The sequence below is a fragment of the Ensifer sp. ENS08 genome, from assembly GCF_014852195.1.
Taxonomy (GTDB): Bacteria; Pseudomonadota; Alphaproteobacteria; order Rhizobiales; family Rhizobiaceae; genus Ensifer; species Ensifer adhaerens.
On the sequence record NZ_JACVBF010000022.1, the window covers coordinates 1 to 22,996 of the forward strand.

At 59.5% G+C, this 22,996-nt stretch carries 25 protein-coding genes and 1 pseudogene; 8 read left to right on the forward strand and 18 right to left on the reverse strand.

The genetic code is table 11. The features are described from left to right. Window positions 1–600: 600 nt before the first annotated feature. From IB272_RS35445 to IB272_RS30870, 9 genes are all read right to left on the reverse strand, one after another. On the reverse strand, window positions 601–732 hold the full coding sequence (locus IB272_RS35445) for a hypothetical protein (RefSeq protein WP_255381413.1): 132 nt from the start codon (window positions 730–732) through the stop codon (window positions 601–603). A gap of 401 nt (window positions 733–1,133) precedes the next feature. Continuing rightward, the gene (locus IB272_RS30835; RefSeq protein WP_060606803.1) at window positions 1,134–1,718 is read right to left on the reverse strand and encodes a dual specificity protein phosphatase family protein; all 585 of its coding nucleotides are present in this window, start codon (window positions 1,716–1,718) and stop codon (window positions 1,134–1,136) included. Between the two features lie 295 nt (window positions 1,719–2,013). Then, window positions 2,014–2,277 carry a helix-turn-helix transcriptional regulator gene (locus tag IB272_RS30840; RefSeq protein WP_348646828.1) on the reverse strand — a complete coding sequence of 88 codons (264 nt, stop codon included), beginning with the start codon at window positions 2,275–2,277 and terminating at the stop codon, window positions 2,014–2,016. 41 nt (window positions 2,278–2,318) lie between these two features. After that, window positions 2,319–3,101, reverse strand: a complete 783-nt coding sequence (locus IB272_RS30845) for an ABC transporter permease (protein WP_192445665.1) — start codon at window positions 3,099–3,101, stop codon at window positions 2,319–2,321. A 2-nt stretch (window positions 3,102–3,103) separates the two neighbouring features. Further along, complete coding sequence (locus IB272_RS30850) at window positions 3,104–4,282, reverse strand: ABC transporter permease (protein WP_192445666.1); 1,179 nt, start codon at window positions 4,280–4,282, stop codon at window positions 3,104–3,106. Then, on the reverse strand, window positions 4,279–5,346 hold the full coding sequence (locus tag IB272_RS30855) for an ABC transporter ATP-binding protein (protein ID WP_177235764.1): 1,068 nt from the start codon (window positions 5,344–5,346) through the stop codon (window positions 4,279–4,281). Before IB272_RS30855 ends, IB272_RS30850 begins: the two co-directional genes overlap by 4 nt. 102 nt (window positions 5,347–5,448) lie before the next feature. Then, window positions 5,449–6,501 carry an ABC transporter substrate-binding protein gene (locus IB272_RS30860; RefSeq protein WP_034800408.1) on the reverse strand — a complete coding sequence of 351 codons (1,053 nt, stop codon included), beginning with the start codon at window positions 6,499–6,501 and terminating at the stop codon, window positions 5,449–5,451. 197 nt (window positions 6,502–6,698) lie between these two features. Further along, on the reverse strand, window positions 6,699–7,439 hold the full coding sequence (locus tag IB272_RS30865; RefSeq protein ID WP_034800406.1) for an SDR family oxidoreductase: 741 nt from the start codon (window positions 7,437–7,439) through the stop codon (window positions 6,699–6,701). Window positions 7,440–7,515: 76 nt separating this feature from the next. Further along, window positions 7,516–8,196: a GntR family transcriptional regulator gene (locus IB272_RS30870; protein ID WP_034800404.1), complete on the reverse strand. Its 681-nt coding sequence runs from the start codon at window positions 8,194–8,196 to the stop codon at window positions 7,516–7,518. Between the two features lie 181 nt (window positions 8,197–8,377). On the opposite strand from IB272_RS30870, the gene IB272_RS30875 reads away from it, so the two are divergent. Further along, window positions 8,378–9,427: a phosphotransferase enzyme family protein gene (locus tag IB272_RS30875; RefSeq protein ID WP_060529248.1), complete on the forward strand. Its 1,050-nt coding sequence runs from the start codon at window positions 8,378–8,380 to the stop codon at window positions 9,425–9,427. 2 nt (window positions 9,428–9,429) lie between these two features. Next, a complete protein-coding gene (locus tag IB272_RS30880; protein ID WP_192445667.1) occupies window positions 9,430–10,746 on the forward strand; it encodes an aspartate aminotransferase family protein in 1,317 nt (438 codons plus the stop codon). 427 nt (window positions 10,747–11,173) lie between these two features. Here the strand turns inward: IB272_RS30880 and IB272_RS30890 are convergent, their stop codons facing one another. Beyond that, entirely contained in the window at window positions 11,174–11,749 is a 576-nt protein-coding gene (locus IB272_RS30890; protein ID WP_192445668.1) for an NAD(P)H-binding protein, read from the reverse strand. Between the two features lie 76 nt (window positions 11,750–11,825). Between IB272_RS30890 and IB272_RS30895 the strand changes: the two genes are divergently transcribed. Further along, entirely contained in the window at window positions 11,826–12,128 is a 303-nt protein-coding gene (locus tag IB272_RS30895; RefSeq protein ID WP_192445669.1) for a DUF982 domain-containing protein, read from the forward strand. A gap of 142 nt (window positions 12,129–12,270) precedes the next feature. Here IB272_RS30895 and IB272_RS30900 read toward each other — a convergent pair whose 3' ends face one another. The 7 genes from IB272_RS30900 to IB272_RS30930 form a co-directional block, all read right to left on the reverse strand. Next, on the reverse strand, window positions 12,271–12,891 hold the full coding sequence (locus IB272_RS30900; protein WP_192445670.1) for a helix-turn-helix transcriptional regulator: 621 nt from the start codon (window positions 12,889–12,891) through the stop codon (window positions 12,271–12,273). A 5-nt stretch (window positions 12,892–12,896) separates the two neighbouring features. Next, a complete protein-coding gene (locus tag IB272_RS30905; protein ID WP_192445671.1) occupies window positions 12,897–13,547 on the reverse strand; it encodes a cytochrome b/b6 domain-containing protein in 651 nt (216 codons plus the stop codon). A 2-nt stretch (window positions 13,548–13,549) separates the two neighbouring features. Beyond that, the gene (locus IB272_RS30910) at window positions 13,550–13,810 is read right to left on the reverse strand and encodes a PepSY domain-containing protein (protein WP_192445672.1); all 261 of its coding nucleotides are present in this window, start codon (window positions 13,808–13,810) and stop codon (window positions 13,550–13,552) included. Between the two features lie 487 nt (window positions 13,811–14,297). Continuing rightward, window positions 14,298–14,660: an EF-hand domain-containing protein gene (locus IB272_RS30915; protein WP_192445673.1), complete on the reverse strand. Its 363-nt coding sequence runs from the start codon at window positions 14,658–14,660 to the stop codon at window positions 14,298–14,300. A 602-nt stretch (window positions 14,661–15,262) separates the two neighbouring features. Further along, window positions 15,263–16,270, reverse strand: a complete 1,008-nt coding sequence (locus IB272_RS30920) for an LOG family protein (protein WP_192445674.1) — start codon at window positions 16,268–16,270, stop codon at window positions 15,263–15,265. Between the two features lie 130 nt (window positions 16,271–16,400). Continuing rightward, window positions 16,401–16,829 (reverse strand): metalloregulator ArsR/SmtB family transcription factor, encoded by a 429-nt coding sequence (locus tag IB272_RS30925; protein WP_192445675.1) that lies wholly within the window; start codon window positions 16,827–16,829, stop codon window positions 16,401–16,403. Beyond that, the gene (locus IB272_RS30930; RefSeq protein WP_192445676.1) at window positions 16,826–17,464 is read right to left on the reverse strand and encodes a peroxiredoxin; all 639 of its coding nucleotides are present in this window, start codon (window positions 17,462–17,464) and stop codon (window positions 16,826–16,828) included. Before IB272_RS30930 ends, IB272_RS30925 begins: the two co-directional genes overlap by 4 nt. A 114-nt stretch (window positions 17,465–17,578) precedes the next feature. On the opposite strand from IB272_RS30930, the gene IB272_RS30935 reads away from it, so the two are divergent. The 5 genes and pseudogenes from IB272_RS30935 to IB272_RS30955 all read left to right on the forward strand — a co-directional run bounded on the left by IB272_RS30935 (window position 17,579) and on the right by IB272_RS30955 (window position 22,106). Further along, window positions 17,579–18,517, forward strand: coding sequence for an MBL fold metallo-hydrolase (locus tag IB272_RS30935; protein WP_192445677.1), 939 nt, complete (start codon window positions 17,579–17,581; stop codon window positions 18,515–18,517). 5 nt (window positions 18,518–18,522) lie between these two features. Continuing rightward, window positions 18,523–18,951 (forward strand): YeeE/YedE thiosulfate transporter family protein, encoded by a 429-nt coding sequence (locus IB272_RS30940; RefSeq protein WP_210339542.1) that lies wholly within the window; start codon window positions 18,523–18,525, stop codon window positions 18,949–18,951. After that, the gene (locus IB272_RS30945) at window positions 18,951–19,385 is read left to right on the forward strand and encodes a YeeE/YedE family protein (RefSeq protein WP_192445678.1); all 435 of its coding nucleotides are present in this window, start codon (window positions 18,951–18,953) and stop codon (window positions 19,383–19,385) included. The genes IB272_RS30940 and IB272_RS30945 overlap by 1 nt, the downstream gene beginning before the upstream one ends. 81 nt (window positions 19,386–19,466) lie before the next feature. Further along, window positions 19,467–20,258 carry a sulfite exporter TauE/SafE family protein gene (locus IB272_RS30950; RefSeq protein ID WP_192445679.1) on the forward strand — a complete coding sequence of 264 codons (792 nt, stop codon included), beginning with the start codon at window positions 19,467–19,469 and terminating at the stop codon, window positions 20,256–20,258. 402 nt (window positions 20,259–20,660) lie between these two features. Continuing rightward, window positions 20,661–22,106 (forward strand): annotated as a pseudogene (locus tag IB272_RS30955) (chloride channel protein). Window positions 22,107–22,233: 127 nt separating this feature from the next. On the opposite strand, the gene IB272_RS30960 reads toward IB272_RS30955, so the two are convergent. After that, a complete protein-coding gene (locus tag IB272_RS30960; protein ID WP_348646829.1) occupies window positions 22,234–22,989 on the reverse strand; it encodes an ABC transporter permease in 756 nt (251 codons plus the stop codon). Between the last annotated feature and the right edge of the window lie 7 nt (window positions 22,990–22,996).

Below are 22,996 nucleotides of genomic sequence, written 5' to 3' on the forward strand. Positions count from 1 at the left end.
AGGTGTAGTCTCTTGTTAAAACGTGACCGCCAAAGTCTCTTTCCGAAAGAACCCCTAAAGGTTCCCCACGAGCTCCGCCGCCCACGTTTCTCTTTCTCTATATTCAATTGTCAAAAAACCGACGAACTCACCGTCCGTCAAACCGTTTCCACAAAGCCCAGAACGCTCGTTCCGAACCCCTCAATCAGCACCAAGCCAATCAGGAAACTCTAGAGCGAAGGTCGTCGTCGCCAGCAGCGCCGCCGCCCTCGTCAGTGATCGGGCTTATAGACCCCACACATCCGACACGTCAACAGGGATTTTCGTGGGCCCGACATAAATCTCACAACCAATTGAAATTAAACGGTATTTCTATCCACAGACAGCAGCAGCCACTTTCCGCCCGCTTAAACGGGCGGAAATCGATCGACCAAGGAGGTTCGGCAGGCGCCGGCGATTATTCAGCAACCGGGCCCACGCCCCCGGCAAGCAGCTCCGCTCAAATACGGGGTACTGATCCTGGTGATGAGCCGCCTCCCATTTGCCTGCCTCTCCAGCAGGCGGCCGATGTGGATGTTGCCGACAGCATGGGTCTCGAACATCTCTGAAAAAATGGGCTCGCTACAGGCCGAGGTTCTGGCAGGAGAAGGTGATCATCTTCTGCGAGCGACGTTGCTCGATCTCGCCTCGAAGGGCTGATGGCACGGCGACCGACGTTCCGAAGAAGGTCGATTTCGCTAAGGAGTCGCGCAAAAGAAGCGGTCACCGCGTCAGAGACGATAAACTGCATCAAACGATGCGAGCATCCCAACCGCAAGCCGCCCGCTTCACCATGACGTTATACACGCGGGCGAAAGTGTGGGCGGCGCTGACGATGTGGGAGCCGTGCTCCCCGACCCAATGGTGGCTCCCGAAAAGAGCCCCTTCCCTTTCTAAACGCGCCCTCTCGTCAGCGTCGATTGCTCGCCTGATCTGATCGAGAACATGCGACTAGTCGATGCCTGGGTATATGGCGGCGTCAGCGAGACGCCTAGGCCCACGGTGCGCGACGCAACTGAGGTCGCGGCCGCAGAGGGCGGGGCCGCCTTCAAGCTCGGGGATCGCATGATCATCGAACGGCCGCGAACAAAAGGTCTACGAGTCAGCGGTCGACGTCAGCCGAGCATGGCCATCTTCAACTCCGCCTCGCGGCCGAGGGAGGTCATCCATTCGGTGAACTCGGGGCGGCTTTTGATCTGTCGTCCGTAATGGCGGCGCAGCGCCGTGGTGAGGTCGCTTCCGCGGCCGAGCTGTTCATCGGCAAAGCCGATCATCTGCGAGTTCGGCCAGGCCTGCGGACGGATGGCGACAAGACGGGCAAACAGGCTCTCGCCCGGCTCGTCCGGGTTTGCCTGCGCCATCAGGGTCAGCATCGCGGCGGTCGATCGCGACACGCCCATATGGCAATGCACCAGAACGTGGCTCGACGCCTGCTTATCTGCGCGCTCCAGGAAGTCGTTCCCGAAGCGAAGGATCGCCTCGACATGGTCGGGGCGCGGCATCACCCGGTTAGGTACGGCTGCAATGATGTCGTGGAAGCGCAAGGTCGTGCGGTGATGGGCGCCGTAACCGCCAAACGCCTCAAGTTCCGGCAGCTCCGGATCGACGATCGACAGGACGTGGGTCACCTTCCTGTCGCTCTGGCCCGGTAGTTCGTCGATCCCGCAAACGGTCAGCACTGGCGAAAAGGTCGTTTCCATGTCGATTGTCCTTGCATCCGGTTCATAGCGTGTCTGCCTCGCACTTGCGCGCGAGCAGGGCAAAAAGCACGTCGAGCATCACATACATCGGGGCGCGGCCGGTCGGCACGATGAGGGGATGGGTCGAGGCGCGGTAGGCGTTGAGATTGATGCTTCCATCGGCGAGGGAGGCGACGACGGAGCCGCCCGGAGAGATGGAAACTATACGTGCGCCGGCCTTCTTGGCAATCTCGATGTTCGAAATAAGATAGCTCGTTCGGCCCGAGACGAGATTTCACTTTTAATCGGACGGAATTCAAACCGTGTATTCCGAGGATAGCAGACTAGGGGTCCGGCTCTGGCTTCGCCACGAAGCCAACGACCAAGCCCCCCGGCCGACTTTCTCCAGTGTCTCCAACCTTGGGTTCGCACCGCCAACTTCTATTTCCGCGATCTGCCGACGAGTGAGGCCGACGATCTCGGCAAACTCCTGCTGGCTGAGACCTATGCCTCTGCGGAGGTCACGTACTGCGTCCGGGAAATGCAAGCCGCCGCACCGCAATCCTGCAGAGTTCGACACCGTCTGCGGTGAGATGCTGGGAGCGCTGTGCTTCCCGTCTCCTAGCGCCGCTTCGCAATCAAGGACCGCGACACAACCACAACGAGCCCGATCAAAACCGTCCCCGCGATGAAGAGGAAGGCCGCCGCAGCGATCGCAGGGCTGATATTTTCACGGATGCTGGAAAACATCTGCCGCGCCAACGTCCGCTGGTTCGGGCCTGCGACGAAGAGCGTGAGGACGACTTCGTCCAACGACGTCGCAAAGGCGAGCACCGCGCCAGAGAGTACGCCCGGCATGGCGAGCGGCAGGGTGACCCGGCGGAACACCGTGGTTGGCGAAGCACCGAGGCTCTGGGCCGCAAGCTCGACGCGCTGGTCGATGCCGGCAAGCGCGCCGGTGACGCTCACGACCACAAAGGGCACCGCAACGACCGTGTGGGCGATGATCACGCCCATGTAACCGTTGGTAAGGCCAAAACCCGCCAGCAGCACTTGCATGCCGACCCCCAGCACGACGGCCGGCACCACCATGGGCAGCAGGAAAAGTGTGCGCATCGAACCGCGAAAGAGAAGAAGGCGGTTGCGCAGGCCGAGCGACGCGGCCGTACCAAGCGCGGTTGCGAGCAAGGTCGTGCCCGTGCCGATGATCAGGCTGTTGACGATTGCCCGCCGCCAGGCGTCCGCGAAGAAGAGTTCCTCAAACCAGCGTAGGGACCACGACGGGATCGGATAGGTGAGGATCACGCTAGAGGTGAAGGCGAGCGGCAGGATGGCAATGAGTGGCGCGACGAGGAAGAGGATCGTCAGCGTGGCGAAGGTGGCCTTGGCGATTTTTATCGGCATGGTCACCGCCCCCCAACTTCGTCGCTGGAGAGCCGTGAGTAGACGCTGTAGAGCAGTAGAGTTGCGACCAGGAGTACGAGCCCGAGCGCACCGGCCATGCCCCAATTCGCCGATCCCGTGGCGTAAAAGGCGATGATCGAGGAGATCATCTGGTCGCCCGGTCCGCCAATCAGCGCCGGCGTTATGTAATAGCCAATCGCAGAGATGAACACTAGCAGAGCGCCGGACGCCACACCCCTGAGGCTTAGCGGCAGCAGCACTCTCAGGAAAGCGCGCAGCGGGCGCGCGCCGAGCGAGGCGGCGGCCGGCATCAAGTTCTTCGGGATGGTGATGAGCACGGAATAGATCGGCAGCACCATGAACGGCAACAACACATGGGTCATGGCGATGATGACGCCGGTGCGGTTGAAGATCAGCGTCAGCGGCGCATCTATGAGGCCGATGGCGCGCAGGAGATCATTGATGAGACCCTGCTCCTGCAACAGGATGAACCAGGCCGCGGTGCGCACCAGAAGCGACGTCCACAGCGGCAACAACACGGCGCCAAGCATCAGATCACGCTTCCAACCCTCGAGCGAAGCGGCGATGATTGCGTACGGAAAGCCGATACAGGCGCATGCGAAGGTGACGAGCGCGGCTATCCAGAAGGTGCGCATGAGGATCACGGCGTTGACGGACTGGTCTGGCGGCAGATGCTCGATATCACCAACCGCATTGCGACCAAGATCGACGGCGGCAAGCAGGTTGCGGTCGGTATAGGGCGAGAGCGCATCTGCGATCGCCAGCCAGAACTCCGGCTTCTCCCAGCGTTTGTCGATGGAAACGAGGTCGGCGGGTGGGTTCGCCGTATCTTTCAATGCACTCGTCGTCTTCCCCATCAGCGTGCGAAAACCGGAGCGGGCGCTGTTGAGACGCCGCACCATGTCACCAAGCGCCTGTTCGTCGTCGACGGACTTCAGGTCCTCCATCAGCGCCATCTGCATGGGTGTGGTGGGTGGAGACTTACGGTCCCAATCGGCCAGAACTTCCGCGCTGCGTGGCAGCAGCCGCAACACGGCCGGATCCGACACGGACTGCGCCATCATGCTGAAGAGCGGCCAAACGAAGAAGCCGATGAGGAAAAAGAGCAGCGGCGCCAGAAGAAGCAGCGATCGTCCAGTGCGAGAGGAGACTCCACTCATGGCGCAATGACCCGACAATCGCCGGCCGAAAACGCCGCAAAGACTTTGGTGCCTGGCGGAAACTCGCGCGACCTTCTGCCGAGTTTGGCGATCAGCGGGTGAGTGGCGTTCTGCAACTGCACGCGCAAATGATCGCCCTGATAAACGGAATCCGTAACTTCCGTTTCCAAGACGTTTCGACCCTCACTGCGCGTCTCGCTGAGATCTACCCGTTCCGGACGGATGGAGAGAAAGACGGATTGGCCGGAAGCGACGCTGCCGGAAACCGCCGACACAATTTGTGCCCCGGAACGAAGACGCACAGTCGCTTCCGCGCCTTGCACGGTTTCCACGACACCTTCGACGAGATTGGTCTCGCCGATGAATTCGGCGACGAAGCGCGTCGCCGGCTCGTCGTAGACCTGGCGGGGTGTCCCGATCTGCTCGATCTTGCCCTTGTTGAAGACGGCGACGCGATCCGACATCGTAAGCGCTTCGGACTGGTCATGCGTAACGAAAACGATTGTTAGGCCGAGGCGGCGGTGCAGATCGCGGATGTCGAGTTGCATCTGCTCGCGCAACTGCTTGTCAAGCGCGCCGAGTGGCTCGTCCATCAGCACGACACGCGGTTCGAAGACAAGCGCCCGGGCAAGCGCCACGCGCTGCTGCTGGCCACCCGAGAGCTGCGAGGGCCGTCGGTCGGAAAGGGTTGAAAGCTGCACCATGTCGAGTGCACGTTTGACGCGCTCATCGATCCCCGCCTTGCCAATGCCCCGCATCTGGAGCGGAAAAGCGATGTTTTCGCCGACTGACATGTGCGGGAAGAGCGCGTAGCTCTGGAAGACAACACCCATGTCCCGCTTGTAGGTGGGCACCTTATTGATGGCAGTTCCGTCGAGAAGGATCTCGCCCGCGGTCGGCTGCTCGAAGCCAGCGAGCATCATAAGAAGCGTTGTTTTGCCCGAGCCGGACGGGCCGAGCAGGCTGACGAACTCCCCCTTCCCGATGCCGAGATCGAGATGTTCAACCACGCAAAGCGGGCCGTAGAATTTCGTAATGCGGTCAAATCGAATGTATTCGGCCACGGCAGACTCCATCGCTAAAGGCGAAGGATGCGTCCTCAAGAAACGCACCCAGCCATCCAGGAAAGGGCGCTCCCGGTGGAGCGCCCTTCACCACGGATGTTCTTACTGGGCGAGCCAGGCGTTGAAGCGCTGCGTCAGCGTCTCGGCATTGTCGATCCAGAAATCGACATTGAGCGAGATGGCATCTGTCATGTTGGCAGGATCGGTTGGCAGGTCCTTGGAGAATTCCGCCGGTACTTTGGACGCGGCCTCCTTGTTCGGCAGACCGTATGCCACGAATTCCGGCAGTTTCGCCTGGTTTTCCGGCAGGCTCGCAAAAGCGATGAAGTCCTGCGCAGCCTCCTTGTTCTCCGCATCCTTCAACACGACCCAGCTATCGACGGCATAAATGCTGCCGGGAAAGACGACCTTGAAGTTCTTGCCTTCCGACCGATTGATGCCGGTGATGCGGCCGTTGTATGCCGAAGTCATGGCGACTTCGCCCGATGCGAGAAACTGCAACGGCTGTGCGCCCGATTCCCACCAGACGATGTTAGGCTTCAATTCGTCGAGTTTCTTGAAGGCGCGGGCGACCCCCTCCTCTGTACCGAGAACGTCATAGATCTCATCCTTGGAGACACCATCGGCGAGTAGCGCGAATTCCAGCGTGTATTTTGGGCCCTTGCGCAGCGAGCGCTTGCCGGGGAACTTTTCGACGTTCCAGAAGTCCGCCCAGGAAGTCGGGCCTTCCTTCAGCTTGTCGCCGTCATAGGCGATGGCCGTCGACCAGACGATGGCGCCGACACCACAGTCATTGACCGCAGAATCGAGGAATTTGTCCTTACCGCCCATCTTGTCCCAGTCGATCTTTTCATAAAGACCGTCGGCACAACCGAGCGCCAGTTCTTCGGCTTCCACCTGCACCGCATCCCAGTTCGGTGCGCCGGCCTTGACCTTCGACTGGATGACGCCGATCCCGCCGTCCCAGGCTTCGTCGAGCACTGGCTTGCCGGACTTTTCGGAGAACGGTTTGAAGTAGATGTTGCGCTGGGCATCCTGATAGTTTCCACCCCATGAAACGACTGTTAGATCTCGCGCGAAAACCGGCACAGCAAGGCCCGCCGACAGAACGACGGCAGCCGCCGCCAGGACACCCGATTGAAAGATTGTCTTCATGGCATTCCCCTTTTCTTCGTTGGTGAAAGAGCCGCTGCGGCTCCGATGACGATCCCATGCAGACCGTTGTCCCCGTCCTGTTTGCGGCGGTGGCTGCGGCCTCACCGGTCTTTGCGCCCATTCTCCCTTGGACGTTTCAACCGATGGATGCATTCTAGTCATTGCAGGCCAACGGGTTTTTCCCGATTTGACCGTTGTCAGACGTGCTGCCCTCCGTTGATGTGGATTTCCGCGCCGTTGATGTAGGACGATGGCTCGGTGCAAAGGAAGTAGATGGTCTCCGCGACTTCGCGTGGTTCGCCCAGTCTTCGCATCGGCACTTCCGCCGCCACCAGTTCATCGGTTCCGGGCGACAGGATAGACGTTTCGATCTCGCCCGGCGCGATGGCGTTCGCCCTGACGCCGCGTTGGCCGAATTCGTGCGCCATTTCGCGGGTCAGTGAGGCCAGCGCCGCTTTGGACGCCGCATAGGCAACGCCTGCAAAAGGGTGGACGCGAGAGCCTGCGATGGACGTAACATTGACGATCGAGCCCTTCGCCGCTTCCAGTTCCGGCATGAGCGCGCGGGCGATCAAAGCGGTCGACACAAGATTTACGTTGAGCACCTGCGTCCAGACATCGGCATCGGTATCCAGCACACCGAGGCGACTCTTGCCCGGTCCCTTCGGCGAAATGCCCGCATTGTTCACGAGTGCATGCAGTCGGCCGTTCGGTAGGCGCTCGCGAACGGTCGCAGCCAGGCGGTCAATCTGCGTGAGGTCGGCAAGGTCGGCCTGGATATGGCTCTCGCGTGCGGACGGCCAGGCACATTCCTCGGAAAAGGACTGGCGAGAAACGGTGAGAATGCGCCAGCCCTTCGACTGAAAGAGCTTGACCGTTGCGTGCCCGATCCCGCGGCTCGCCCCCGTCAGCAACATGTACCGGCAATCATCGGTCATCGGAGCGCTTCCTTTTGATATTTGATGCATCGTAATAGGCTGCCCATGAATTGCAAGTCTCCTATGCCAAGCGACGTTAAGCCCGGCGCGCCTCCGGCTCGCTGCCCCGTTCGATGCGCTCGAGGATCGGCTTGCCGCCGAGCAGGATGTCGTCGACGATTGCCATCGAAGCGGCGGCGGGATCGTGCCGCTTCAGGGCTTCGACGACCGGGTAGTGGTGGTCAATCATCGCCCGTCCGCCCTCTATGTAAGCATCGGAAATATGTGGTCCCATCCGCAGCCAGAGCCGCCGCAGGATGCTGTTCAGCACCGGCAGCCCGGCGATCTGCGGCAGCAGGAAGTGGAAGGCTTGGTTGAGTTGCGTACCCTTCAGTCGGTCGCCGGCCTCGATTGCTTGTTCGTTTTCGCGCAAGATCCGCTCCAACGCTTCGATATCCGCGCTCGTCGCCACCTGGGCCGCAGTCTCTGCGGCCAGTCCCTCCAGGCGCACCCGTATTGCGCGGATCTCGCGGTAGCGGTTTTCGCTCAAGCCCGGGATGCGGATGTCACGCGGCGAGCGGAAGATAATCGCCTCGTCATTGGCAAGCCGAAGGATTGCGTCGCGGATCGGCGTAACGCTTGTGCCGAATTGCTCTGCCAGATCCCGGATCTTCAGCCGATCGCCGGGTTGGAACCGGCCCTGGATCAGCGCATCGCACAACGCACCATAAACGACGCTGTTGAGGTTCTCATGATCCAGTGACGTGAATTGAGGCATGGAATTCGTCCGAAAAATGGAATAACAAGATACTTGATGCATCTTTTTCGCTGTGTTTCAAGTATGGCGTGTCGCAGACATCATTCACCGAACGGCCTGGCGCGACAATGTCGTCGTCGTCGTGGTCAGCTGACGGGCAGAGATTGACGGAAATGCGGGCGACCGCGCCAACGGAGCAAGCATGACGGAGCCATCGCCCACCGCCAAGAACGCCGATTCCATGTCGGCAACATGGAGCGCGACATCGCTTTCCGATGCGGAGGCGGCGGTGAGGAAGGTCTATGGCGCGAGCGGCTCGATCAGGCGGCTCTCAAGCGAAAGGGACGAGACTTTTCTTTTTACCCGCTCGGACGGAGAGGACTTCATCCTCAAGATTGCCAATCCCGCCGAAGACCCGGCCTCGCTTGAGTTCCAGGATGGTGCGCTAATGCATCTGGAGGCTGCGGCCCCCAATGTACCGGTGCCAAGGCTCATGCTCACGAAAACCGGAGCGCCGAGCCATACGCTTTCCACCTCCGATGGCCCCCGCGTCATGCGCCTGTTGACCTTCCTCGGCGGCGAACTGCAGTACCGCACCTCGGCCTCAGAGACGCAGAGCCGCAACGTCGGCCGGGCGCTCGCACAACTTGGGCTGGGTCTCGAAGACTACAAAGGGCGCCCGCCCGCCGGAAAGTTGATGTGGGACATTTCTCATACACTCGACCTTGTCGCCCTGCTCGACCATGTCGGCATCGAGCGCCGAGCGCAGGTGGAGGCCATACTCGCCGAGTTCGAACGCTCGATGCCGGCGATCGCCGCGATCAAGCGCCGGCAGATCATCCATAACGATTTCAATCCGCACAACATCCTGCTTGATCCGGCAGAGCCGACCAAAGTTGTTGGTATCATCGACTTCGGCGACATGGTGCATGCGCCCTTGATCAATGACCTTGCCGTCGCCCTCTCTTATCACCTTGCGACCGACAACTGGGCCGCCCGCACCGGCGCCTTCCTCGAAGGATTCCTGTCGGCGCGCGCGCTGGAGCCGGCCGAAATCGAGCTGCTACCGCTTCTCGCCCGTTCCCGCCTCGCCATGTCCATCATCATCGCGGAGTGGCGTTCCGCACGTTTTCCTGAGAACCGGGCCTACATCATGCGCAACCACGCGACCGCATGCCGCGGCCTGCAGAACATAGTCGATCTCACTCCGGCCGGGCTGAAACGGCTCGCGCCCAACCTTTCCGAGGCTTGATCATGTCGATGGTGAATGCTTTTTCGCGTGCAGATTTCGACCGGCTAGACGAGAGCGAGAGGGCGCTTATCGCGCGCCGAGAAAAAGTGCTCGGTCCCGCCTACCGCCTGTTTTACGAAAAACCGCTGCATCTTGTCCGCGGCGAAGGCGTTTTTCTGTACGACGCGGCCGGCGAGCGGTATCTCGACGCTTACAACAACGTCGCCTCGCTCGGCCATTGCCATCCGCGCGTGGTGGAGGCAACCACGAAGCAGACGGCCGTGCTCAACACTCACACACGCTACCTGCACGAAGGGATCGTCGCCTATGCCGAGGCACTGACGGCCACCTTCCCCGAGGCGCTCAGCCAGGCCATGTTCACCTGCACCGGCAGTGAAGCGAACGATCTCGCCGTTCGCATCGCCCGCTTCGTCACTGGGGGCACCGGCATCATCGCGACGGACCTCGCCTATCACGGCCTGACGAGCGCGGTTGCCGAATTCTCGCCCTCGCTCGGCGAATCCGTGACGCTCGGCCCGCATGTGCGCACGGTGCCCGCGCCGGACAGCTACCGTCACTCGCCCGAACAGATTGCGGTAAAATTCGGCCACGACGTGCGCGCCGCAATCGCCGATCTCAAACGTCACGGCATCAAGCCGGCCATGCTGATCACCGATACGATCTTTTCCAGCGACGGCATCTTCGAAGGGCCGAGAGGTTTTCTCAAGCCTGCGGTGGACGCGATCCACGAGGCTGGCGGCCTCTTCATCGCCGACGAGGTGCAGCCCGGCTTCGGTCGAACGGGCGAAACGATGTGGGGTTTCGAACGCCACGTCGTTGCACCCGACATGGTGACGATCGGCAAGCCAATGGGTAACGGCTATCCGATGGCGGGCATAGTGCTGCGCCCCGAGGTTATCGCTGAGTTCGGCCCGAAGGCGCGCTATTTCAACACGTTCGGCGGCAATCCGGTCGCCGCCGCGGCCGGCAAGGCAGTGCTCGACACGATCCGCATTGAGGGGCTGCAGCAAAATGCGCTGGAGGTCGGCTCCTACCTGATGGGTGGCCTCAAGAGCCTTTCGGATCGATACCACGCTCTCGGGGACGTGCGCGGTTCCGGTCTCTTCATCGGCGTCGAGATCGTTGCCGACCCTGCCGCCAAGAGCCCTGATGCCGCGCTAACGACTCGGATCGTAAATGGTCTGCGAGATCGCCGCATCCTCATCAGCGCCTCCGGTCCGAATGCCAATGTTCTGAAAATCCGGCCACCTCTCGTCTTTTCTCGCGAGAATGCGGACATGCTGTTGGATGCATTTGGCGACGTGTTGCGGTCTCTTTGAAGAGGAGGCTTCGCGCCGCAGTCGATACATTTGCGCAGCGTCGCGAGCCGGGGCTGCGACGTAGGGAAGCGTGACCAGATAGTCGGCGACATGGCGGAAGTCTTCGACGCGCAGCGTCGGGTCTTCAATGAAACGCGGCTCGCCACCGCTGGCGCCTTGAAAACTCGCATCGAAGGCAATGACGAGAAAACCTTCGTTCGCCAGAGCAACCCCATAGACGTTGCCCGAGGTCTGGTGTTTGCAGCTTCCGATCGGACGCGCGCTGATGATCGCCGGATATTTCTTCGACTTGTCGAAGTTCGGCGGGAAGTGGATGTCGGCGGTGATATCCCAATACAATTCGTAATTGCGAATTTTCACGGTTTCCATGATGCGATCTCCTTGGTTTCAGGATCGGGTCGTTGTTACGGGCCGGTGGCCAGCCCATTCACATGAACGCGGGCTTGTCGCCATCGGTGTTGGGTTTGTTGATGCCGATGTTGCGATTGCCGAGCGCACCCGGCGCTTCGGCCAGCTTCACGACAAGGGCTGCGACGCTCTTGCGCGCGACTTCGGTGCCCTTAAAGGGCTCGTTACGCTCGGTCGTTTCGTAATCGACTTCATCCGCGTCGGTCAGCCAGGCTGGACGCAGCACGGCATAATCCAAGTGCGATGCTTCGATGAGATCCGCCGCCTTGCGGTAGGGCGGGAAATACGCACCGATCTCCCGGTTGTTCCATTCACCGAACCTGCCCGGCACTTCGTCGTAGATGCCGAGCGTGGTGCAGAAGATCAGCTTGCGGACGCCAGTGTCATGCATGGCGGCGATGATGGCTAGTGCCTGTGCGTCGACATTACCGGCCAGGTTGGCATAAACCACGTCCTGACCGGAAATGGCTTCCTTCAGCTTGGCGGCATCGAGAACGTCCCCCTCGATGACACGGGCATTGGCAGCAATATCGCCACCTAGCTGAACGCGATTGTTCAGGCCCGTTCTCCCAAGGACGGGCCTGACGGACTCCACCTAACGGCCCCGCCGGCTGGCAGGCTATCTCGCTCCCAGGCTGGTGTTGGTGCCGCAGCTATTCAGTGAGGTACAAATGCACCCGAAGATGTTTGACCGGCCAGTTTACCTGCGTGAAAGGAAGGATCTGGTCCTCGAAATCACGAACCTGGACGATGCTATCGATTTCCTTGAGGAGTGGTCTAAAGGAGATCGCGACATCATCCACGACGCAACCCTGAAGACGTGCTATCTGGCACATGACGGTCACAAGCCAGTCGCGGTTGCGCGAGACGCGCTTCACGCCTTCGCGAAAAAGAATGGCATACTGGTGAAGGCTCCAGCGGTGCTCCCCTGGATGATCAAGGCAAGGTCCGGTGGAGGTCGGATCTCACCGTGAACTGACCTTCCTGCGAGAGGCCGCGATTGTGGCCTCTCGGCTCGCGCCGTTGCGATATCTTCAAGGTGATGTGTTTCGCAGGCAGGCAACGAAGATCTGACAACCCCTCCTCCGAGCCTCGCTACCTTTGAAGCCTAAAAGATCAAAGATCCGGAGCGACTTTACGAGAGCGTGTGGGAATAGCCTTGTGAACAGGTTGGCACTGGAGAGTTGGGGCAGGCTTCTTGAGATCACTTTTCTGGTCAATCAACACACCTCTCTCCCCGGTGGAAGCAGCCTTTTCGTGCATCAGGTCTTCAAAGAACCATGCCATGAACTGCTCTCGGCCCGATACACCCGCTTTGGCATAGACGCGTGTGAGTTGAGCGCGAACCGTACCGGGCGCGGCGTTTCGTATGCGAGCGATCGCGGGCGCGTCGAGCCCTTTCAGGGCAAGCCGCGCAACATCGCTTTCGGCGGAGGTTAGTCCCCAAGCCGCAAACTGCACGTCGACAATTCGCGCAAGCTCGCCGCGCGCTGTTTCCAGCGAGCGCTCCTGCTCGCGCAGAGAATCCAGCGTTAAGCGAAGCTGCCACCCTCCGATCAGGATGCCAAGGACGAGTGCCACGGCTACCATTGCCTCGACCAGGGCATGGGCGGTCCCGGGAAATTCGAGCAGGTCCGTAAAGGCATCGCCGACGAAGAAGGCCGCAGCGATCGTCTGGATCAGCACAAGAACTGCGAGGGCGGCGGATTGGCGCCGCCCCTTTGAGGATCTCAGCATTTCTGCTAGCTCCGCCGGCGCTTGCCGACGATCATCGGCCGGACGAGATTTCGGCCAAGCACTCGACTTTCGATGAGCACACCTCCGACATGAACAGCAGCAAGGACCAGCAAGAGATTTGCGGCCAACTCATGAACCTCCCCGGCGACGCGCATGGAGAACTCGCCCTTGTTATCATCGCCTTCGGAACCTGACTTGACAAGAACCGACCAGTTGCCCGCGGCGATCGCAGCGCGTTCTTCGGCAATGGCAGTCGGGCTCTTGCCATCGGTCATGAGGAGGCCTGTCGCCGTGACCAGCATGAGGCAAGCCCATAGAGTGTAGACCATGATCGCAGCCGCGGGATTGTGCGAAGGATATTCACGCGCCCTGCCCCGCAATAGATTACCGATATGGTGCAACGCCGCAGATGGCGATGGGGGAAAGGCACTAAAGCGCGCCTCCTGTGGCCCCACGACAGCCCAAATCAACCGGCTCGCGAACACGCCGATCACCGCCCATCCAACCCAAACATGCGCTATGCCGCCGGGTTTGGTGATGAACCCGTTTGCGAGTACAGCAGCCGCAATCGCCCAATGGCTGATGCGCACGAGTGGATCCCAAGGATTGGGGGGCTGGACCGCCCCCTCAGTTGCCTTCTCGTCGGAGGCGCCCATGGTCAGTCACCGTCCTTTATCTGACTGACTTTTCCGGACTTGGGGTCGATATAGACTTCCCAAGCTTTCCCGCCTGCATCCGAGCATTTCGCTTCGATCTGGCCGCCTTCGGGCTCGAAGTCCGAGACCTTGCATCCGGATTTCTCCAGCGCGGCCGTGGCGTCGGTGGGATTGGTCCCCACGCGATCGCCCACGGCCGGCGTCGCGAACACAGTGTAGGGCAATGTCGAAATCGTAAGAGCGAGTGCGATCGGTTTAATCATCATGACTTCCTTTCATGGATCACCAGGGCCAAGCGCCGAGGCGAAACCAGAAGGTCCGATCAGTATGATTTACGTCGATTGGCAATCTGCTGATTTCGGTCCGGATAAGCAAGTGCTTACGCTCCCTTTTCCTTACGGGAAGGCTCATAGACATTCTTGGAAAATTCACATTTCACCGGCGCGCGCCGCCACAGATGACGAAACCGGCGGGCTACACCTAGCTGAGGATGGAGCTGCCGGTGTCGCGGGCCCATTTCGACAAGCATCCCTACGAGTTCAACAGAAGGACCGAACAGGTTCGCGTCGAGCTTGCCAAGCAACGCCGAAGGGCCCTCGCCGGCCAGAGCTCGAGGTCGCGGTTGGGAGATCCTTCCTCCATTGCGGGGCAATGCGGATGCTGGACCGGCCGACACGAGCAGGAAGGCATCGTCGTAGCAAGAGGCGATTTCGCCGGAAAGCGCACAGGTCTCGAAGAATGGCGCTGCTGCTAATCGCGCATGAAGCCCTGAACTTCCTCGGGCGTTACTTTTCCGTCCTTGTTTGCATCGACCTTGTCGAAGATCCTCTTGTGAATTGCGGTGACTTCCTCGAACGAAAGGGCACCATCACCGTCGTTATCGGCAACGGCAAACATGATTTTCAACGTGTGGCCTTGCATCATGCCTTGCCGCATCCGCCCCACCATCATGCCGTGTTGTCTTCCCTCCATCATCGCCCCCGGCATCATCTCGGAGTAACCAGGATGCTCATCTTGTTTCAGGGCCGGGGAATCTTGGGCAAAGGACGGCGTTGGACCACAGGATAGAAACGCGCCGAAAATCGCCACATATGCGGACATCGTCGTGTTCATGTGCGTTCTCCGTTTCAAGCGCAGAATAGCGACCAAAGACCTTGATATGCCTCCATTCTCTGGCTCGCCCGCGAAAATTAAGACACGACCAGATTACCGCTAAATTCGAACCCGTTCCTTGCGCCAAATCAATTGAGCCTGGTCCGGCCTTGGGCGGGGCACATAATGTCCGTGGGAAACAGCTTCACGATGTTCACACGGGCGTCGAGGCTAGAGTTCTTGGCCTGGCTTGAATGGTAAACAGCCGCCTGATCTGCGGGCCGTCAAGGCGGCAAACATCCGTGACACACGCAAGAGGAGAGAGTTCGCGGAAGGCTTGAATGTGGAGAATACGATCATTTCAGCGGTCTGACCTGGCCTGTATAGAGACGGAGCAGGCGGAGGAAACAGTTCTCTTCACGAGATACTGTCCTCTACTTCTCACGGCAGGTCGTGAGGCACGACCGGTGCTGTTGAAACGACCACAAAGTCCTCATTTCAGCCCTGCGTAGGGCGCGACCAGCAACGGATTTATCGACCCAATCAATGGGCCGCTAGAAGATCGCTACGGGATCGAAACGTTGGTTACAGCGTTCGACGATCGCAGTGACGACGTCAGACCTTCATATGTGGCGATCTTTGGGTGGGGACGGCGGAAAGAGGGGCGCTCCGGCTTCACGGTGCCAGTTCAGAATGCCCTCCCAAATTTGCCTGCCCGTTTCGGCGAACCAGAAGAGTTTGCTATCCTCGGGGTCCACTAAACCTTCATTGATCAGGAAATCGAAATCGATTGCTCGGCGCCAGAATTCCTCGCCGACAAGAACGATTGGAAGCGGCTCGATCTTGCGGGTCTGAACCAGCGTGAGCGTTTCAAACAGCTCATCAAGCGTGCCGAAACCGCCCGGGAAGACGACGAGGGCTTTGGCTCGCAAGAGGAAGTGCAACTTGCGGATTCCAAAATAGTGCACCCGAAAGCAGAGTTCAGGAGTTACGTAAGGGTTGGGATCCTGCTCGTGTGGCAAGCTGATGTTGAGACCGACTGACGGCGCTCCCACATCAAACGCGCCACGATTGGCGGCTTCCATAATTCCAGGCCCCGAGCCAGTCATAATAACGAGGGACTGCTGACGATGTGCGCGATTGGACCGACCGACTTCGCGGCCAAAATCCCGGGCAATTTCGTAGAATCGCGCGTTCTCGACGATCCGCTCGGCGGCCCGAAGCCGCAGAATGGAACTGAGGTCGGTGTGCCCGTTTACCGCATCACGCAAAGCATCGAGATTGCGCCGCGCCGCATCTGGATCACAAATTCGCGTGCTCCCGAAAACGACAACTGTCCCCTCGATCCCGTGCTGCCTCAAAAGCAGTTCCGGTTTGAGATAGTCAACTTCGAGCCTCGGTCCACGGACGTCCTCACGATCCAGGAACGCTGGGTCTTCCATCGCCAAACGATAGCTGTCGCTCCTGACTATGGCGTCAATCCGCTTGCACAATTCAACGTCAGTGGCAGCCGATTTTTCGTTCTGCCGATGCAACGTTTGGGTGCCATCCAAAGGACGCGGCGGCTGGGATATCGCACCCGACCCTGATGCACCTGATTTCGTCCCATTTTGCCGACGTCTTGACTTCATCAAAGGAAGATACCCCAAAGATTAACAGGATTCGATCCGCTCGGTGGCGAAGCTACGACGGGAGACCCAGGGCAACCGGAGGGCCGACACGAAGAGCCGACCCGCAGCGTCCGACTAATCTTGGAAAAGACTATGCCGTTGGAACAATACGGGCGAAATGAGCAGCGTCGGCGAGCGACGTTTGGATTGGGTCTGTAAGTGGACCGGTTTCCTTTGCGCCCAGAAATTCATCTTTGAACTGAGCCTCGGGATCGCAAAACAGCCTGAAGAGCATCTTCATCACAGCCTCCGCGCGGCCATCGGCGATCGAATAGAAGATCTGACGCGACTCCCGTCGTGTCTTGACGAGACCTGCCTGTCGCAATTCGGCGAGTTGTTGCGAAAGGGCGGGCTGCTTGATACCCAACTCCTCCTGAATGTCACTGACGGCCGCTTCCCGCTGAGCGATGTAACACAGCAACATCAGCCGGTTCGCGTTACTGAAGTGCCGCATGAACTCGGCAGCTTCCGGCGCTTTCGCGGCAAGTGTTTCCAGGGGGATCCCCGTCTCGACGCTCATGGGCGCCGCTCCCGAAAATACCAACTTTCGCCCGGGTGCAGCGCAATCTCGTCTCCTTCGCCCGTGAGAGCGTGCTCAAGGAGAGGCTTACCCGGATGCCACCCTTCCGGCGCCACGGCATTCTCTCGTTCGGCACTCTGCAGTGCGGCAACAAGACGTAACAGCTCGTCCACTGAACGACCCACATTCATCGGATACCAGACAATCGCGCGAATGATACCCTCCGGATCAATCACGTATGTTGCCCTGACCGTTGCGCTGCTCTTGGAAGTGTCATCGATCATTCCATAGGCCCTGGCGATTGCCATAGAAGGGTCTTCGACCAGCGGAAACGCGACATTTACTCCAAGACGTTCACGGATATCCCGGATCCAGGCAATGTGGGAGTAGAGACTGTCTACGGACAGCCCCAATAGCGCACAGTCAAGCTTCTCGAAATCCGGCGATGCCCGCGCAAGCGCTATGAACTCGCTGGTGCAGACCGGCGTGAAGTTTGCAGGATGGGCAAAAAAAATCACCCAGCGACCGCGATAGGACGATAGCGTAATCGGCCCGTTCGTTGAGCGCGCCTGAAAATCGGGCGCCAAGGCGTTGAGACGCGCACAGGCAATGGTTTGAAGCGTTGTCTCGGTCATGCGCAGGTCCTGTTTACGGCGTCAGCCGAGCTTGTTCGATTCCATTCAATACAGACTTGCCTAATTAATGTAAACATATATATATTAAACGATCCACAGAGGACACCACGCGACATGATCGGCTCCGTCATCGACCACCCCTTGCAATCTGCCCGCGCACTCATCGAGCACGCACTTCAGGACCCAGCCAAACGCCCAATTGTAAAGTCATTCTTCGACCCGCAAACGTTCACGGTGAGCCACGTTGTACGCGACCCGCAATCGAATGCCTGCGCGATCATCGACAGCGTGCTTGACTACGATGCCGCCTCAGGGCGCACATCAGGCAATTCGACTGGGCCTGTCATTGATTACGTAAAATCTGAAAGTCTTGACGTTTGCTGGCTCTTGGAAACGCATGCCCATGCCGACCATCTTTCGGCCGCTCCCCTGCTCCAAGCGGAAGTCGGCGGGAAACTTGCCATCGGGCACGAGATCGTTCGCGTCCAAGACGTTTTTGGCAAGATCTTCAATGCCGGCACAGAATTTCAGCGGGATGGCAGCCAGTTCGACCGGCTCTTCAACGATGGTGATCGCTTCAAGATCGGCACATTGGATGCAACAGTGCTGCATGTGCCCGGTCACACGCCGGCCTGCCTCGCTTACGTCGTCGGCGACGCAGTCTTCCCGGGAGACACGTTGTTCATGCCCGACTACGGGACGGCGCGCTGCGATTTCCCCGGCGGCGACGCACGGCTGCTTTACCGGTCGATAAGGCGCCTCATGGCGCTCCCGAACGAGGCTCGCATGTATCTTTGCCACGACTACAAGGCACCTCATCGCGATCACTACGCATGGGAGACGACCGTTGGTGCCCAACGGTCTGACAACATCCATGTACATGACGGTGTCAGCGAGGATGAATTTTACAGTATGCGCACCGAGCGCGACACGACGCTACCAATGCCCAAGCTCATTTTGCCCTCGGTGCAGGTCAATATGCGCGCAGGTCAATTTCCGCCGCCCGAAGAAAACGGCGTTCGATACCTCAAGATCCCATTGAACGTTTTGTGAGCGAAATGAGCGAAATCAACTTCTTGTGGCCGCTGTCAGGCGGCCTTCTCATCGGTCTATCGGCCGGACTTTATCTCCTGACGACTGGTCGAACTGCCGGGATTTCCGGGCTCGTCGCGGCAGCTGCAGGTCTGACTGGAACTGGTAGCAGCAAGCTCGCCCTGGGATTTCTCGCAGGAATTCTCGGCGGCGCCTTTGCCGCGGCCACGTTCCTCCGCCAACCAGACATAGAAGTAACGTCATCCTTGCCTCTCCTTCTCATCGGCGGCCTCCTCGTCGGCTTTGGAACCCGTCTCGGCTCTGGCTGCACCAGCGGCCATGGCGTCTGCGGACTGGCGCGACTGTCACCGCGCTCGATCGTTGCAACATTGACCTTCATGACGGTTGCAGCGCTCACCGTGTTCGCCATGCGTCTTTTCGCGGGAGCCCTCTGATGTTCGCAAAAATAGCTTCGGCCATTGTCTGTGGCCTGCTCTTTGGAGCCGGGCTTGTCGTCTCCGACATGATCAATCCCGCGCGCGTGCGCGCTTTTCTCGATGTTTTTGGCAACTGGGACCCATCGCTTGCCTTCGTCATGGGTGGCGCACTCATACCTTCAACGCTTGCCTACGTTGTCCGCAATCGATGGCAGACCCCGCTCTTCGACGACCAGTTCCATGTACCCCCGAAGACAGGACCTGATGCCCGCCTCGTTGCCGGCGCCGTGCTTTTCGGGGTCGGCTGGGGAATGGTCGGGCTCTGCCCCGGTCCTGCAATCGCCGCTTTGACAACGGGCCGATGGCAAGCGGGTCTTTTTGTGGGCGCCATGCTCATGGGGATGATCGTATATCGCTTTGCGTTCGCACGTACGGCACTGGCGTCGCGATAGTCGCAACGGTCAGTGGAGTCCCAGCAACGAAGCTGAAAAAAAGCCCGCTTGACCACGGCGAGTTCCACCAGAGTTCATAACATGACGCTCGAACCAATACAGTACACGCTCGGCGCTTTCTCCGGAGGGCTTGTCGGACTGGCCCTCGGTCTGTTTGGCGGCGGCGGTTCCATTCTTGCGGTCCCGTTGATGGCCTATGTGGTTGGAGTTCCGAATCCGCACCTGGCGATCGGCACAAGCGCCTTTGCGGTCGCCGCCAACGCCCTTGCCAATCTGATGGGTCATGCACGCCTCGGTCATGTCAAATGGCGCTGCGCCAGCATATACAGCCTCGCCGGAATTGCCGGGGCTTATCTTGGCTCGACCATGGGAAAGCTCGTGGACGGACAACATCTGCTCTTGGCGTTTGCCTTTGTCATGGTTTTGGTCGGCGTGCTAATGCTCAAGGGCCGTGCAGTCAAAGGTAATCCAGGTGCGCATTGCTCGCGTGAAAACGCGCCGAAGGTCATCGCGTTTGGCGGGCTTACTGGCATCTTCTCCGGTTTTTTCGGCATCGGTGGTGGGTTCCTGATCGTGCCCGGATTGATGGCTTCCACGGGTATGCCGATTCTTTTCGCGGTTGGCTCATCACTCGTGGCGGTTACCGCCTTCGGCCTGACGACGGCCGCGAACTACGCCGTGTCCGGCCTCGTCGATTGGCCGCTTGCTGGAGCCTTCGTCGCCGGCGGCGTTGTTGGCGGCATGATAGGTGCGGCCTTGGCCGGCAGACTTGCGGCACGCAAGGGCGCGTTGAACACAATGTTCGCCGTGATGATCTTCGTTGTGGCCGGATACATGATCTATCGAGGCTTTATCCAGATTGCAGCGGCCTGACGCTGGAATGAGTTTGACAAGCTGATTCAGCCTATTAAATCCCTTGCCGTGATGGGCGCGCTAAGGTGTGCCCGAGAACGTTAGGCGATGTACCGGAAAGAACGATGGCTCAGGACCCGGCCCGAATTCCTAGTCCCATCAAGCGCTTGCGAAAGCTTCGACCATCGGTGCTTTACCGGTACCTGAGTGTGGAATTGATGCGCAGGCTGCCGCCGAACGGAGCTGGGTCTTGTACTTGCGGGAACGCTGGCGGGGGGCGCAGCTGGGCTGTGCGTCGTGATCATGACGATCATCGCCAGGACGATGCATTCCCTGATCTTCAATTTGGAAGCGGGAGAACGGCTGAGTGGAGAAGCCGTCGACGAGAAGATCCTCGTTCTCGTCGCCCCGATTGCCGGCGGCATGCTCCTTGGAGCAATCCTGCTATTGCTCGCGAGATGGCGGAAGCGACCTCTTGTGGATCCGATCGAAGCCAACGCTCTTCATGGCGGCCGACTTTCTTTGACGGACAGCCTCATCGTCGCTGTTCAGAACCTTGTCTCGAACGGTTTTGGCGCTTCAGTTGGCCTTGAAGCGGGTTACACCCAGGTTGCCTCGGGAATAGCATCCAAATTTGGCAGCAGGCTGAAGCTGCGCCGCTCGGACATGCGCATTCTCGTGGGCTGCGGAGCTGCCGGAGCGATCGCCGCCGCATTCAATGCGCCGTTGACCGGCGCCTTTTACGCTTCGAGCTGATCATCGGCGCCTATACAATCGTATCCCTGACACCAGTGGTGGCATCGGCGCTAAGCGCGAAACCTTGTTGCCCGTCTGCTGACGGCAAGCGACGCGGGCATCGATGTGGGTAGCGTCGGCACGGTCGTCCCGGCCGATTACGTCCCGGCACTTGTACTCGGCGCCATCTGCGGCGGCGTTGGCATTCTGCTCATGCAGAGTGTCGCGTTCATCGAGGAGACAGCGCGCAAGAGTACAATACCGGGCTTCGCAAGGCCGACGGTTGGCGGAATGATCGTAGGTCTTTTAGCTTTGGCCAGTCCGCAGGTTCTGTCGGGGGGCCACGGGGCACTGCATGTCAACCTCGAAGCCGACGTGGCGATTTCCAGTCTTTTGGTGCTTTTCTTGCTCAAGGCGATTGCGTCGGCCGTTTCGATCGGCTCGGGCTTTCGCGGCGGGCTCTTTTTTGCTTCTCTGTTCATGGGGGCGTTGCTTGGAAAGCTATTTGCTTTCGCGGCACCCGCATTGAGCGCAGCGACGTTGGCTCCGGCAAGCTACGCGGTGGTTGGCATGAGTTCACTTGCGGTCGCCGTCATCGGCGGCCCGTTGACAATGACATTCCTTGCGCTTGAGGTGACAGGCGATTTTCCCATGACCGTCCTGGTGCTTGCCTCGGTCATTACATCATCCTTCATCGTCAGAACGCTATTCTGCTATTCGTTCGCCACCTGGCGCTTCCACTTGCGCGGCGAGACAATCCGCAGCGCACACGACGTGGGGTGGATCCGCAATCTTACCGTCGACAAGCTCATGCGAGCGGATGTCCGAACGGCAAACGCGGAAATGCTTGTGCGCGAATTCAGGAACACGTTTCCGATCGGTTCGACCCAGCGGGTCGTCCTGGTCGACCAGAACGGAAAGTATGCCGGGCTCGCGCTCGTCGCGGATGTCCATTCCAATCTTATCGAAGGAGAAAACGAGGCCGCACAGATCCGAACGTTCGCGCAATTCAAGAAAGACGTTCTGCTTCCCACCAGAATGCCAGGCAGGCGGTCGCGATCTTCGACCAAAGCGAAAGTGAAGCGCTTGCGGTTGTCAACGACCTGGTTGAGCAACGCGTGCTCGGTATGCTGACGGAGAGCCATACCTTGAGGCGCTACAGTGAGGAACTTGACCGAAATAGAAGGGAAATATCAGGCGAGCTCTAAAAGTGGGGCTCACGCACGATCAAAAAACGTCAGGTCGCAAGGATAGAACAACTTCATCCGCCATCCATGCCCCACCTGCGATGCAGGAAACGTTCCCAGGGCGCAAACAGAATTCGATCCGCAAGCAGGCCGATCAAGACGATCACCATCATCGCGCCGATCACCTGATCCATTGCATTCAATTCACGCCCATAGTGAAGCAACTGACCGAGACCGAAACCGGTCAGGATCGTCACGAAGATCTCGGCAGCCATCAAAGAGCGCCATGCAAACGCCCACCCCTGCTTCATGCCGCTGACGAGGAACGGCAAGGAGGCAGGCAACATGACCATCATCCACAAGTGCAATCCCCTGGATCCCATGGTCCGTGCGGCCTTTGCATAAATCGGCGGGATGGTTCGAGCTCCGTGATTGGTAGCAATTATCACCGACCAGACCGTACCCATTACGACGACAAACAGCATCGCACTCTCGGTTTGCCCGAACCATAGCACGGCGAAGGGCACCCAGCACACACTCGGCAGGGTCTGCAGGCCAAGTGCCAATGAACCAAGCGTGTCCTCCATGATCTTCGACGAACTTGTCAGAACGCCGAGCGGGAGACCAATTGCCGCCCCGATCACGTATCCAAGCAGCAGCCGTTGGAGCGTAACGCGAATTGCTTCGAGAAGCGTACCGTCGTTCATTGCGCCCCAGAGGTACCGGGCAACGCTCACTGCCGAAGGGAAAAGGACTGGCGACCACCAGCCGGTATCGGCGGCCAGCTCCCAGATGATGAGCAGCCCAGCAAAGAATGCCGCAACGACCACTGCCCGC

Bases quoted from the DNA above. Each gene is read 5' to 3' on its own strand.
- IB272_RS30880 (WP_192445667.1), top strand. From the start codon at position 9,430: ATGTCGATGGTGAATGCTTTTTCGCGTGCAGATTTCGACCGGCTAGAC.
- IB272_RS30870 (WP_034800404.1), bottom strand. From the start codon at position 8,196: ATGCCTCAATTCACGTCACTGGATCATGAGAACCTCAACAGCGTCGTT.
- IB272_RS30905 (WP_192445671.1), bottom strand. From the start codon at position 13,547: ATGGGCGCCTCCGACGAGAAGGCAACTGAGGGGGCGGTCCAGCCCCCC.
- IB272_RS30935 (WP_192445677.1), top strand. From the start codon at position 17,579: ATGATCGGCTCCGTCATCGACCACCCCTTGCAATCTGCCCGCGCACTC.
- IB272_RS30940 (WP_210339542.1), top strand. From the start codon at position 18,523: ATGAGCGAAATCAACTTCTTGTGGCCGCTGTCAGGCGGCCTTCTCATC.
- IB272_RS30835 (WP_060606803.1), bottom strand. From the start codon at position 1,718: ATGGAAACGACCTTTTCGCCAGTGCTGACCGTTTGCGGGATCGACGAA.
- IB272_RS30895 (WP_192445669.1), top strand. From the start codon at position 11,826: ATGCACCCGAAGATGTTTGACCGGCCAGTTTACCTGCGTGAAAGGAAG.
- IB272_RS30850 (WP_192445666.1), bottom strand. From the start codon at position 4,282: ATGAGTGGAGTCTCCTCTCGCACTGGACGATCGCTGCTTCTTCTGGCG.
- IB272_RS30930 (WP_192445676.1), bottom strand. From the start codon at position 17,464: ATGACCGAGACAACGCTTCAAACCATTGCCTGTGCGCGTCTCAACGCC.
- IB272_RS30865 (WP_034800406.1), bottom strand. From the start codon at position 7,439: ATGACCGATGATTGCCGGTACATGTTGCTGACGGGGGCGAGCCGCGGG.
- IB272_RS30950 (WP_192445679.1), top strand. From the start codon at position 19,467: ATGACGCTCGAACCAATACAGTACACGCTCGGCGCTTTCTCCGGAGGG.
- IB272_RS30910 (WP_192445672.1), bottom strand. From the start codon at position 13,810: ATGATTAAACCGATCGCACTCGCTCTTACGATTTCGACATTGCCCTAC.
- IB272_RS30945 (WP_192445678.1), top strand. From the start codon at position 18,951: ATGTTCGCAAAAATAGCTTCGGCCATTGTCTGTGGCCTGCTCTTTGGA.
- IB272_RS30845 (WP_192445665.1), bottom strand. From the start codon at position 3,101: ATGCCGATAAAAATCGCCAAGGCCACCTTCGCCACGCTGACGATCCTC.
- IB272_RS30900 (WP_192445670.1), bottom strand. From the start codon at position 12,891: ATGCTGAGATCCTCAAAGGGGCGGCGCCAATCCGCCGCCCTCGCAGTT.
- IB272_RS30925 (WP_192445675.1), bottom strand. From the start codon at position 16,829: ATGAGCGTCGAGACGGGGATCCCCCTGGAAACACTTGCCGCGAAAGCG.
- IB272_RS30860 (WP_034800408.1), bottom strand. From the start codon at position 6,501: ATGAAGACAATCTTTCAATCGGGTGTCCTGGCGGCGGCTGCCGTCGTT.
- IB272_RS30875 (WP_060529248.1), top strand. From the start codon at position 8,378: ATGACGGAGCCATCGCCCACCGCCAAGAACGCCGATTCCATGTCGGCA.
- IB272_RS30915 (WP_192445673.1), bottom strand. From the start codon at position 14,660: ATGAACACGACGATGTCCGCATATGTGGCGATTTTCGGCGCGTTTCTA.
- IB272_RS30920 (WP_192445674.1), bottom strand. From the start codon at position 16,270: ATGAAGTCAAGACGTCGGCAAAATGGGACGAAATCAGGTGCATCAGGG.